The 12819-nt window shown below is 44.1% G+C and carries 12 protein-coding genes; 3 read left to right on the top strand and 9 right to left on the bottom strand.

Going from position 1 to position 12819, the window contains the following annotated elements:
• Positions 1-201: 201 nt before the first annotated feature.
• From rplT to BMY78_RS04585, 4 genes are all read right to left on the bottom strand, one after another.
• Entirely contained in the window at positions 202-561 is a 360-nt protein-coding gene (gene rplT / locus BMY78_RS04600; RefSeq protein WP_017689664.1) for a 50S ribosomal protein L20, read from the bottom strand.
• A 77-nt stretch (positions 562-638) separates the two neighbouring features.
• Positions 639-839, bottom strand: coding sequence for a 50S ribosomal protein L35 (rpmI, locus tag BMY78_RS04595; protein WP_062320217.1), 201 nt, complete (start codon positions 837-839; stop codon positions 639-641).
• Positions 840-863: 24 nt separating this feature from the next.
• Positions 864-1358, bottom strand: coding sequence for a translation initiation factor IF-3 (infC, locus tag BMY78_RS04590; RefSeq protein ID WP_024628309.1), 495 nt, complete (start codon positions 1356-1358; stop codon positions 864-866).
• A 305-nt stretch (positions 1359-1663) separates the two neighbouring features.
• Positions 1664-2902 carry a glycosyltransferase family 2 protein gene (locus tag BMY78_RS04585; protein ID WP_024628308.1) on the bottom strand — a complete coding sequence of 413 codons (1239 nt, stop codon included), beginning with the start codon at positions 2900-2902 and terminating at the stop codon, positions 1664-1666.
• Between the two features lie 714 nt (positions 2903-3616).
• On the opposite strand from BMY78_RS04585, the gene BMY78_RS04580 reads away from it, so the two are divergent.
• Together BMY78_RS04580 and BMY78_RS04575 are read left to right on the top strand one after the other, a co-directional pair.
• A complete protein-coding gene (locus tag BMY78_RS04580; protein ID WP_063564190.1) occupies positions 3617-4144 on the top strand; it encodes a phosphatase PAP2 family protein in 528 nt (175 codons plus the stop codon).
• Between the two features lie 50 nt (positions 4145-4194).
• On the top strand, positions 4195-5343 hold the full coding sequence (locus BMY78_RS04575; RefSeq protein ID WP_090895111.1) for an MGDG synthase family glycosyltransferase: 1149 nt from the start codon (positions 4195-4197) through the stop codon (positions 5341-5343).
• An 86-nt stretch (positions 5344-5429) separates the two neighbouring features.
• On the opposite strand, the gene BMY78_RS04570 is transcribed toward BMY78_RS04575, so the two are convergent.
• The 3 genes from BMY78_RS04570 to BMY78_RS04560 all read right to left on the bottom strand — a co-directional run bounded on the left by BMY78_RS04570 (position 5430) and on the right by BMY78_RS04560 (position 8925).
• Positions 5430-6983 (bottom strand): ABC transporter substrate-binding protein, encoded by a 1554-nt coding sequence (locus tag BMY78_RS04570; RefSeq protein WP_371129117.1) that lies wholly within the window; start codon positions 6981-6983, stop codon positions 5430-5432.
• A 107-nt stretch (positions 6984-7090) separates the two neighbouring features.
• Positions 7091-7930: a carbohydrate ABC transporter permease gene (locus BMY78_RS04565; RefSeq protein ID WP_371129147.1), complete on the bottom strand. Its 840-nt coding sequence runs from the start codon at positions 7928-7930 to the stop codon at positions 7091-7093.
• An 89-nt stretch (positions 7931-8019) separates the two neighbouring features.
• Positions 8020-8925 carry an ABC transporter permease gene (locus tag BMY78_RS04560; RefSeq protein WP_063564186.1) on the bottom strand — a complete coding sequence of 302 codons (906 nt, stop codon included), beginning with the start codon at positions 8923-8925 and terminating at the stop codon, positions 8020-8022.
• Between the two features lie 401 nt (positions 8926-9326).
• Between BMY78_RS04560 and BMY78_RS04555 the strand changes: the two genes are divergently transcribed.
• A complete protein-coding gene (locus BMY78_RS04555) occupies positions 9327-11573 on the top strand; it encodes an AraC family transcriptional regulator (RefSeq protein ID WP_177185653.1) in 2247 nt (748 codons plus the stop codon).
• Between the two features lie 122 nt (positions 11574-11695).
• Here BMY78_RS04555 and trmB read toward each other — a convergent pair whose 3' ends face one another.
• Together trmB and BMY78_RS04545 are read right to left on the bottom strand one after the other, a co-directional pair.
• Complete coding sequence (gene trmB / locus BMY78_RS04550; RefSeq protein WP_090895103.1) at positions 11696-12445, bottom strand: tRNA (guanosine(46)-N7)-methyltransferase TrmB; 750 nt, start codon at positions 12443-12445, stop codon at positions 11696-11698.
• A gap of 152 nt (positions 12446-12597) precedes the next feature.
• On the bottom strand, positions 12598-12798 hold the full coding sequence (locus tag BMY78_RS04545; protein ID WP_062320234.1) for a hypothetical protein: 201 nt from the start codon (positions 12796-12798) through the stop codon (positions 12598-12600).
• Positions 12799-12819 lie beyond the last annotated feature (21 nt).

The raw sequence follows: 12819 nt of genomic DNA, 5'->3' as shown, positions 1-12819 counted from the left end.
GGAATTGACCTGTTTTGGTTTGCATTATTTCACCGTTCGTATTTTATGTAATATCACAGCCTGTTATTCAACTGTTATATGCTTTCATTGTGTCCTTACAGGCTACAGCATATTCGTTGCGAACCCCCTACTCCTTGGAGTAGATCAATCTTTAAGCCGTAAAAAAAGCCGCCATAGGTACGGCGGCTTGCATAAACAATTTTAAGCGTTGATTTTGCCTTTAGCTACAGTAGCCAAAGAGTTGAACGCATTGATGTCGTTAACGGCCAGATCAGCCAACATTTTACGGTTCATGTCAACTCCAGCAAGTTTCAATCCATGGATCAGTTTGTTGTAAGACAAACCATTCATACGTGCTGCAGCATTGATACGAACGATCCACAGTCTGCGGAAGTTACGTTTTGTGTTGCGACGGTCACGGTATGCGTATACCAGGGATTTCATTACTTGCTCGTTAGCTGTTTTAAAAATACGGTGTTTGGAACCGAAATAACCTCTTGCCAGTTTCAAAACCTTTTTATGACGACGACGTACTACAAAACCGCCTTTTACTCTTGCCATATTAAAGAACCTCCCAATAAATATTAAATGTATCCGTGGTATGTGTACGGCCTAAGCCGATCCCCCATACGGAATTACTATTTCAAGTTAGCCAGACCTTGTTTCAAACGTCTTACGTCCCCGGCAGCCATAACTGGGTTACCGTTCAGAACGCGCTTAGCACGTTTTGATTTGTGGGAAAGCAAGTGGTTTTTGTGAGCTTTGTAACGCAGGACTTTACCGGAACCGGTAATTTTGAAGCGTCCTTTCAAACTGCTGTGTGTTTTCATTTTAGGCATTTTGTGTTTCCTCCTTCAATGTTATCAGGCTTTAGGAGCCAGAATCATGATCATACTGCGGCCTTCCAATTTCGGCTGACGTTCGATGGTGCAAAGTTCTGCAACCTCCACCTTAACACGCTCCAAAATCCGTTGACCAATGGCGGCATGCGCAATTTCACGTCCGCGGTAACGAACGGAACATTTTACCTTGTCGCCTTCTTTCAAGAACTTAACTACATTACGAAGCTTCGTTTGATAATCATGCTCCTCAATATTGGAACGGAACCATACTTCTTTAATGTCAACAATTTTCTGGTTCTTACGGGCTTCTTTGTCTTTCTTTTGTTGCTCATAGCGGAATTTGCCATAGTCCATGATGCGGCATACCGGCGGTTTAGCCTGTGGTGCCACATTGACCAGGTCCAAGTTCAGGTCAATCGCCATTTGCAGTGCTTCCCGAATCGGCGTGATCCCAATTTGTTCTCCTTCAGCTCCGACAAGGCGTACTTCCTTCGCCCGAATCTCATCATTAATCATGTGATCTTTACTAATAACCGTCCACCTCCAGGTCATTTTGAATATCCTGTTACACAAAAATAAAAGGGATGCCGGTTAAGCTACCGACATCCCTGTAATCAACACAATTCTTCATGAGTAAACACTTCATAAATTATTGGGATCGTTGACCAGTCAACATGTTTGTTGATCAGGTGAGAAGTCGGACTTCTACTTGTGATTCCATAGCTATTCATTTAACGCACTTGAATACTATAACATCTTGCAAAACCATTGTCAACGTCTCTACAATATTTTTTCAGAAATGCTCTCATCCAAGTCATTCATTAACCCTGCTTGCTCTGCACCTCATCCAAACGTACAACACGTGTATGTTGGGTATGGCTCCATTGTTTATTGTTCTGCGTGAAGAACGCGTAGAACGTAATTGGATACCATGAAAGAAGGTAAATCGGGAACAAGATCAGGTACAGATACACTTTGGCAAAAGTAACCTTTTCCAGTGCCATGGACAACAAGAATGTCAGGATGTTCAGACCAATCGCTACAAATCCTACCCAAAGCGGGAAGTACCCGTATATGTTTGCGATATGTGGACCACTGAAGATCGCTGTATCCACCCATAGGACAGCTGTCATCAGGAACGTAAGCAAAACAACGTACACGTTTGCGCCATACACAGCAAGGTCAAATTTCACCAAGCTTCTTTCCTTGATACTTTGCCACAGCAGCGGGAAGAAATATCTACGCGCAACTGTAAAGTGACCTTGCATCCAGCGAAGACGTTGTCTTGCTGAAGCTTTAAAGGTTAACGGCTTCTCATCAAATACTTTGGCATCATAGTTAAAGACAGGATATACATTACGCTGAACACTGCGCATCGTAAATTCCAAATCCTCCACCAGACTTGTAGCGCCCCAACCAATTTCTTTCAGCAGGTTGGTCTCGAAGCACATTCCAGTACCTCCGAGGAAATTCGCCATATTCAAATTATGACGGGACAACTGCCACAAACGGTTGATGTACCAGTAAGATACGCCATAAGCTGCAGTGATCCAGGAATCCTCCGGATTTTTCGTATCAATGTATCCTTGAATTACACGCGAACCATTGCACAAGTCGTCATTCATCTCAAGCAAGAAGTTACGGTCAACCAGATTATCCGCATCAAACATGACAACTGCGTCATACTGACGTGGCAATTTCCACAGATATTTAAGCATCCATTCGATGGCATACCCTTTACCTCTGAGATCAGCATTGGTACGTACACAAGCATTCAAACCATGCTGTCTTACAATTTGAGCTGTTCCATCCGTACAGTTGTCACAAATGACAAACACATCGTACAGATCTTCCGGGTAATCCAGTTGTTTCAAGTTCTCCATCAAAGCACCAATAACTTGTTCTTCATTGTGTGCTGCGACGAGTACAGCGAATGATTTTGTCGCCGGATAATGTTTCTTTTTCTTTTTCTTAATCAGACCGAACAGCGAAAACGTGAATTGGTACACGGCTAGCAGTGCCAGAATGACCTGCATCGTGACGAATATAGCGTCCAACATCGTTCTCTGTTACCCCCTTTTTTTCAAAACCAGATTACTTTAAAACGTTTCTCTTCCTGGATTCTGCACTTTTTATTTTTTTTGTGATGCGCAGAATATGACCCTGTTCTTTTGTTTACTACGCAAATATTTCAGACAATGTTTCAAGCATGGTTAATGCCAGTTGGCTGCTTTATCGATTTTGTATTCTTTTCAGCCATTTGTCAAAACCGCAATTCCACTTCCTGAAGCAGAAATGTGAACTTTAAACGCTGAATAGGCACTTCGTGATACTCCAACCTCGCATTCATGCCTGTTATATCTTATTTTCAGCCGTTTACTTGATTTTTATTTCTAAAGTCCCTGCTTTTTTCATCAGGCTGATGCATATCAACAGAGGCTCTATATCAAATAACGTAAACGGACCTCAAAAAGTTCAGTCTTAAACTCACATTTTTTTAACCGCATTTCAGCCATGTTGAATCATTGTATCTTTTTTAGATCGTCCGAGTCAAAAAGTTAAGTTGGGTGTATATCCACTCTTTAACATGAATTTTACCTTATTCACATGTGTTCTTCTTGAAAAGGACAACATTTAAAAATATGATAAACATATACCTGAAATAACCTCAAGTTCACGAAAAAACGGTTATATACTAATCAGGACGAAACCGGACACAGCAATTTACCGGAAATACTGCCGCCAACATGGGGCCTGACTGGCAGGAGGCCAATATGAGCCGTTTATTCGTAAAGTTTCAAGAGTATGATCGAAATGTATTTATGTGGATTAATGGTCGACTTCATAATCGATTTATGAACTTTTGGCTGTATTATTTCACCCATCTGGGCGGAGCAACTTCTTCTATTGCAGTATCCTTACTAATTTGGCTGCTGGCTCCCGCTCCTTGGAGCACAACAGGACTTCAGGCATGCATCGCTCTAGCGGTTAGCCACATTCCCGTAGCAATCGCCAAAAAACTGTATCCGCGCATTCGGCCTTACCTGGCTCTACCGGATACGATTACGTTCCGCAACCCCCTGACGGACCATTCGTTCCCTTCAGGGCATACTACTGCCGTATTCTCAGTTACGGTTCCTTTTATGACGATGGAGCCGTTCCTGTTGCTGTTGTTACTCCCTGTTGCATTAATTGTCGGATTTTCACGAATTTACCTCGGATTACACTATCCCTCAGATGTGCTCGCAGGTGCTACGATCGGTACTTTAGTCGCACTTGCAACAGTTGCTTTATGGACATAATGTGAATATGTTAGACTAAGGAAAACCTAGCAGGAACAGGTGAAGCAAGCGTGGAAAAGAAAAGAGTATTACTATTATCTGAAGGCTTTGGCGCTGGTCATACTCAAGCCGCTTATGCGCTGTCCAGCAGTTTGCGAAAACTTTCGCCGAATGTGCAAACCAAAGTGCTTGAGTTGGGGAGTTTTCTGAACCCCAGAGTTGCGCCACTCATCATTACAGCATACAAAAAAACGGTCATTAATCAGCCCAAGCTCATCGGGTATGTATACAGGCATCAATATAAAAAATCCTTGAACCGGCTGACTACACTTGCGCTGCATAAACTGTTTTACACCCATACACGCAGTATCGTGCGTCAGCTTCGTCCAAATGTTATTGTATGCACCCACCCTATTCCCAGTGCCGTCATATCCAGACTGAAACGTCTGGGTGTGCAGGTTCCACTTTGTACAGTCATCACGGATTATGACGCGCACGGGACATGGATTAGCCCAGAAGTGGACCTGTATCTTGTTTCCACAGATGAGGTAAAGTCCAAATTAATGCTGCGGGGTGTATCTATAGACAAAATTCGAGTTACCGGCATTCCGATCCATCCCAACTTCTGGGAACATCCCGGGCGGGACGAGATTCGAGGCAAATTCAAATTGAAGAACATGCCTACTGTGCTTGTGATGGGCGGTGGTTGGGGAATGCTTAGTGATGAAGTGGTTAACCAATTATTGACACGCTGGCATGAGGATGTTCAGATTATTTTCTGCCTTGGCCGCAATGACAAAAGCCGAATCAGCATGGAACAGAATCCGTTGTATCAAAAAGATAATATTCATATCATCGGGTACACCAATGAAGTGGACAAATTAATGGAAGTATCTGATCTCCTGATCACCAAGCCAGGCGGAATGACATGCAGTGAAGGGTTGGCAAAAGGAATCCCCATGTTGTTCCATAATCCCATACCAGGCCAGGAAGAAGAAAATGTCCAGTATTTCACCGCACGAGGTTTGGGGGAGTCCATAACTTCCCTTGACGTTGTTGTAAAATGGATGAATAAACTGGTCCATAACTACTCTGACATTGTTCGCAAACGCAAACGCCACATGGCACAGATTGCCAAGTATCACCCCATGCAAAGCGCACAAAGTATTATCGACCTTCTGGACCTGCGTCCCTACTCGGCAGACCAAGCCGGACTATAACGGCTTCAAACAAGCCTGCATGTACACAGTAAAGGTGCCTTCGATTCGAAGGCACCTTTTTTTAAAAATATGAAGAAAAGTACAAACTATTGAATACCAGCCGACTTCAAGTAATCCTGCCACTGTTTGGTATACTCACTCTGAATCTTCTCAAGGCCTGCCTGTTTGGCTTTTTCCATAAATGTATTCAGACCCGCTTCTACATCGTCCACCAAGCCCACATTCAACGGATAGAGATACTGCTTCTCTACCTGCTCCAGTGCAGCTTTCTCAGCTTGGTAAGGCGTCCAATCCTCAGCAAATCCGGTGTAGATGTCCGGCTTTTTCATTTTGTCCAGCTCTTTGAAAATAGCCAGCACATCATCAAAGCTCTTATCATAAAGCATGAATTCCGGATTACGCCAAGCCCAGCCATTCATGCCTTCTCGCGGGAATCCGTTGGTCTGGGCATCGCCCACCATTTTATAATAGCCGTCTTGAACTTCAAAGTTTTTGCCTTCGACACCATATTCGGTAAGCCAGTTGTAACGTTTGTCGGTAACCAGTTTCTCATAGAATGCGAGAGCTCTCTCCGGGTTTTTGCTGCTGCGCGGAATTGCAAAACCATTGTGAATCGGGTGAACGGGTTGTGCAAACCCTTTGGCATTCGGGTATGGGAAATAACCGAGCTTCCAATCCGGGTGCGTGGACTGAACCTTGATCACATCCGCGTTAAATTTGTTCGGGTTCTCTCCCGACAGAACAACAGCTGCTTTGCCATTTTGCAGCAATGAGTTGGACGTATCCTTTACATTCAGCACGTTTTTCGGGAAAAAGCCTTTGTCCATCCAGCGTTTGTACGTTTTCAGGTCTTCCAGATGCTGCGCTGACCCCCAATAGGAAGTGATATTGGATGGTGTATCATACATGATGTCCAGTCCATAAGGGAGCTGACCTGCCGTATTCACCAGCTTGGATGTTAATTGACGAATACCATGAGTATGGTTCGCATTGCTATCCGCGATTGGAATCATATTGGGTTCATTAGCTTTGATTCCCTCCAGATAGGCTTCGAGTGTCTCCAAAGATTCCGGTTTGGGCAGATTGTACTTTTCACGCAAATCCTCACGGTACGCAATACCCTCAGTAACATATTCAGTCCATGTCGATGGCACAGTATAGATCTTGTCATTTACTTTTACCGCGTTCCACATGTCATCAGGTACATAACCTTTGAGCGTTGGTGCTGCCTTAGGCAATAGTTCATCCAGAGGCAGGAATGCTCCTTTTTTCGCATAGGACTGATAGAACGTCCAATCCGCGGTAAAGATCAGATCAATCGGTTGACCGGAAGACAGCAGCAATTTGTATTTTTGGTCCCAGTCTGTCCATGAGGTATAGTTGAATTTTACATTGACGTTCAGATCGGCCTCAGCCAGCTTGTTGATTTCCGACTCAATCACAGGCAGATCTTTGGGGGCATCACCAAGCATGTAGAATTGCAGCGTTACCTTCTCCCCTTTGTTTTCAGAAGAACCTCCCTGCTCACTTCCTTGCGCCGATCCCCCCGAACCGTTATTACACGCGGCAAGCACCCCGGCAAACAGCATCAGGGCAAGAACCATAGACAGGTGCCGAATTGTTTTGTTACGCATACGCATCCTCCCTTTTTGTGATCAACCTTATATGTTAGCGCAGACTCGCCATGAATCAGAGGCAGACGGGCAGACAGCTATCCCGCAATCCGTACCCACAGCGCGTACACGTTCTAACCTTTCACCGCACCAATGGTAAGACCCTTGACAAAGTAACGCTGTACAAATGGATACAGGAACAAAATGGGGCCAGTAACCACAATAGCCATCGCCATTTTGGTTGATTCGGTAGGTACATCCTGGCTAAGTGTTATGCCGGTACCAATCGCCATCTGGTCAATGAAGGTAATTGTGTTCATGGTGTTATACAAATAAAATTGCAGCTGGTACATATCCGGGTTGTTAATGAACAAGGAGGATGTGAACCAGTCATTCCAGTATCCCAGCGCCAGAAATAACCCTACAGTGGCAATGCCGGGCATCGCCAGTTTCAGTACTACGCTAAAGTAAATGCGGAAATCATTTGCTCCATCGATTTTGGCTGACTCAATCAGCTCATCCGGAACGGCTGAACGAATGAAGTTTTTCATCAGGATAATGAGAAATGGTGTCATCAGTCCCGGAAAAATCAACACCGTATACGTGTCCGTAAGATTGAAATAGTTTGCCAGCATGATGTACCAAGGAACTAATCCCCCACCAAAAAGGGTTGTAAAGTAGATGAAAAAAGAGAAGGTGTTTCGGTACCTGAAATCTTTGCGCTGCAGTACAAATCCCGCCATCGTAATGAAAAACAGTCCAAGGGCCGTACCCACAACGGTTGTAAAAACCGTCACGCCATAAGCTTTGAGCACCTGGGTCGGAAATTTGAACACCATCTTGTAACCTTCCAAGGAAAAATCGGTGGGAAAGAGGTGATACCCATCTCTTACAATCGATTCGTTGCTGCTGAATGAGCCGGATAAAATCAAAAGAAATGGAATGATACAGATTAAGGAAAGAATCAGGATCATGCTGTAAGCGATGATTTGAAACAACAAGGTGAATTCCGTATCTCGGGCACGAGTATGCATAGTGGTTCTCCCTTCTGCTTATTGGCGTTTTAGAACAAGGCGTAGTCCTCATTTACTTTACGGATGATATAGTTAACGGTCATGATCAGGATAAAACCGAACAGAGATTGATACAGTCCAGCTGCGGTAGCCATTCCGATATCAAACGTCACTTTCAGGGAACGATACACATACGTATCGATGATATCTGTAGCGTTATATAAGACGCCGTTGTTTCCAATGAGTTGGTAAAAGAGATCAAATTGTCCCTTCATAATGCTCCCGAGCGAGAATAACAGGAGGATGACAAAGGTCGGTTTTAGCATCGGTACGGTGATATACCAAATACGCTGAAAGATATTGGCCCCGTCAATCCGGGCTGCCTCGTAATACTCATCACTGATTCCTGTAATAGCTGCAAGGTAGATGACCATGCTGTACCCAAGATTTTTCCACAGATAAAAAATGATGATCAGGAACACCCAGATCCAGGGTGTATTGTAAATATCGACGGGCCCTGCCTCGAAACGTTTGAGTACCGTGTTCACAAAACCGGATTCATAGTTGAACATGTTGTAAGCGATTACACTTAATAGAACAAACGAGATGAAATACGGTAAAAACATGACCGACTGCGTAATTTTCTTAAACACTTTTCCCCGAATCTCACTGAGCAAAATTGCACAGAAAATCGCCAGCCCGTTTCCCAATATAATGAAGGCCAGATTATACCCCACCGTGTTGGTTGTCAGCTTCAGCAGCATTCCGGATTGCCACAGGAACTTGAAGTTCTCCAGGCCCACAAACGGACTGCCGAACAACCCACCTTCAAAATCATAGCGGGTAAACGCATAATAGATGCCGACCATCGGAAAATACGAGTTAATCAGAAAAAAGATCAGTGTAGGCAGCAGCATGAGAAACATGATTTTGTTTTTGTTCAATTCTTTGAGCATGGCTCGATCCCTCCCGAATTTCTTACGGCGCGGCGCGCAGTGGAGCTCTGTTTTTATTGTAGATGCCCTGAGTGCTACCGGATACTGAATCATTCGGCCAGATCATGAACGATTCTGCGAAACAGAATATGAACAATATGAACGAAAACTGAAATGAATGTCTGCGCGTTCACAAAAGTTGATATCGTGCATAGGTTGAACCTAGTGAACAATATCGCGAAAGTTGAACTTTAGCTAAGGAAATCGGCCTTAGCATGCCGTCCATCGTTGATGTAAACGCATACATAATATATAATTCAAGTTACATTCGTGATTCACCACGCCCATATATGAAATCTTATCCTTCGCTATGAAGTCTAACTTTGTTCATCCAAAACAGGAGGTCCATGGGAGGAAAGGTCATGCATAAACGTTCAGAGGACAGTCAGAAGGTGTTTGCACGGATTCTTATCGGCATTATTGTTAGCACCGTTGCCACCTTGCTTGTGGCTTCTACCATTTTGTACGTCAACTATAATCGTATTGCTCTTCGTCAGGTCTACCGAACCGATATGAACGGCCTTACTCAGACCAGTCGGGAAGTCTCCAAGATGACCGAGACCGCCAAATCACTGTCTTATCAGATTTATCAGGATTACACCATCTCTGCTCTGCTGCTCTATTCGAATCCGAGTATCTATGAAATTACGCCAGCGATGGAACAACTCGACAACTATCGCATGTCCCTCCCTTTTATCGAATCCATCTATGTATATAACTCCAAAAATGATGAGTTCTTTATCAGTTCTAATGAAGTTCGCAATGGACAACAGTCCATCTCGGAAATTGACGATCAGGGGATTACAAGCATCCTCGACCGTTTCCATGATTACAAACCTTTTGTCCCCATTCCGCGTACATACCAGGTTGGCTCCACCGAGGAAACTCAGGTCAGCAGCTATACGTACCTCTGCTATGACACGATCAATGACAATGCCACACTGAATTATGCGGTTGTCGTAAATATTAAGGACGACTGGCTCAGTCCCAATATAAACTCAGCAGATCAGCCAGGGAAAACGTTTATTATCAATGAACAGGGACAGTTATTGTCCGACTTCAGCGATCGTGCTTTGATGAAAGATCTGTCCAATGAAACGTTTATGCAGCCAATTCTGCAAAATAAGGAGCAATCCGCTTACTTTACAGCAGAGGTAGATGGAGAAAAATCACTTATTACCTACACTGCTCCAGACAACCTCGGGTGGCGTTATGTACGAATCACGCCTTATGACCTGATCACCTCCGATATTCGTAATATGCGAACTCACACTGTTCTGTTTTGTCTCGGGCTATTAATTGCGGGAGTGTTCTTGTCCTACCTCGTGTCACGGAAACTATATCATCCCATTGATAAAGTGCTTGTCCGTATGCGTGTGATGGAAGCGGAGCGTCGTGGCAGTCTGCATCTATTACGACAGGACTTTCTACGCGGGGCTTTGCAAGGAAGGGAAACGGTAACGGGAGGCATGCTGGAGGAACGAATGAAGTTCTATGGCTCTTCTGTTGATGTTCATCGTCTAACCAGACTGGTGCTGCTTCGGATTGATCATTTTACCGACTTCAGCGATACCTACCGGGAAGAAGTCCAACTTGTAAAATACGCGATGATGAACATTTGCACGGAGACGGCCGACCTCTACTACCACACCGAAGCTGTGGATATGGGGGGCGATCTGATCACACTTATCTTTAATGATAAAATTCGGGATGAAGCTGATTATGAGGACAGCCCCATTGAGGACCTGCTGCGCATGATGCAGGCTGCCGTGATGACACATCTAAGATGTTCCATTTCATTTACTATCGGACCAGCGGAAGATTCACTGGAAAACAGTATTGCTTCTTATACCCGATCAGCAGAAGCATCGCTTCATCGTTTGTTCATGGGTCCTGGATGCCTGATTTACACCTCGGACATCATGGCGTACCATGCCAAAGAATATGCTTTCCCTGTTGGAAAAGAGAGACAGTTGATTGATTGCCTGATGACAGGCAAAACAGGCGAAGCCAAACAGGTCTATGCAGACATCGTGAGCGAAACGGCAACTTATCCATTTACCGTATTTCAACTCGCTCTGTCCCATCTGACCATGACCCTGAATCATGTAAGAAACACACTCAAAAAGAACAACCAGCTTACACTTGAATCCATCTCCGATCGTTCAATGCTGCCGATCCATGATGCCGAGGATCTCAGTGAAGTTCACGCCCACTTTTATCGTATGTTCGACGAGCTTGGATCCAAAGTTGAGGAAAAAAGAACACTTAAACATGAAGAACTCATTCGCAAAATTAACTGCATTATTGAAAGAGATTACGCAGACACCAATCTTTGTCTGACCTCGATTGCAGATGAACTAGCCATGTCACCCATCTATGTCAGCAGACTCTATAAACAACTAACGTTAAAAGGTCTAACCGATGTTATTAACGAGACGCGGATAGCCAAAGCGCAAAATCTGCTTATTGAGACGGAACACTCTGTAGCTGATATTGCCGAGCAAACCGGCTTCACCAACAGTTCTTATTTCTATCGGATGTTTAAGAAATTCAACGGGGTTACTCCCAATGATTATCGACGTAAGGAGCTTCATTCAGAGCTTTAGCAGACTTCAAACGAAAAACGAAGAGCCATAAGCGGTGTCATGAGGTTTAGTTCGATCAGAACAGAAAAAAGCGTGATATGAGAGTCTGATAACCAGACACATTTCACGCTTTTTTTGGAATATTATTCTTGATCTTCGCCAGACTCGTCCGCTGCTTCCCGCACTTTATACTTGTCCAAGCGGATTTGTTGATACTCGCGCAAGGCCTCTTCACCAACGATGACTTCAACCCGGTGAATGTTCATGCCTTTACCCATGAATTTCTGCTCGTACTCAGTCATGACATGCTCTTCATTCAATCCATCGCGGTGCAGGTTCAGGGACAAATTGGTCATTTGCAGACCAAAGTCGGCGATCGCATTGAGAGAGAAATCAAACAATGTCTCCGAATCGGTTTTGAAATGAATCTGTCCTTTGGTGTTAAGCAGTTCCGTATATTTCTTCAGGAAACGTGGATGTGTCAAACGACGACGTGCATGCTTGGCTTTCGGCCAAGGATCGCTGAAGTTCAGATAAATCCGTTCCAGTTCTTCCGGTTCAAATACATCTTCAATCTGTTCGATATTAGCAAGCGCCAGCTTCAGGTTGGGAGGTGTCTCCACTTCTGCCTGACTCCATGCTTTCCGAGCCTTCTCGCTGGCACGACGCACCAATTCATCATACATATCAATACCGATAAAATTATATTCCGGATATTTATAACTCATTTGGCTGATAAATTGACCTTTACCCATGCCAAATTCCACAAAGATCGGATGGTCATTGCCAAACAGTTCAGACCATTTTCCTTTGTACTGTTTGGGATCAAGAACAACGAGGTCAACTTGTTGCTCCAGATTTTCCCGAATCCCTTTTCTGCCACGTAAACGCATCTTATTCCTCCGTTTATCCATACTTGTCTCAGAATCATTTTGCCGAAGAACCGGCTAATTGTAAAGAGCAATGAAAAAGGAATCTTCGGATCTGCCACTTTGGGGCAAATCTCAAAGATTCCCTCTTCGATTTATTTGGAATTGGGGTCCAACTACTTTAATAGTTCATAGTCTACCTTATCTTGGTGTGAAAAATCAAATGTCTTTTCGAAAGCATCGCGAACTTTTTGTCTTGCAGCCGCTTTCACTTTCGGATTGCCATTGAAACGAACACCTGTCAAAGCCAGAGCTTCTTCTGCCGTCAGTTCTACAGAAACATGATGAAGATCATTATTTTTAACTTGGGAATTCATTCATATCACCTCACGGTATAG

The sequence above is a fragment of the Paenibacillus sp. OK076 genome, assembly GCF_900110055.1.
In the GTDB taxonomy this organism is placed as follows: Bacteria; Bacillota; Bacilli; order Paenibacillales; family Paenibacillaceae; genus Paenibacillus.
This window is presented reverse-complemented; position numbering and strand designations above follow the sequence as displayed.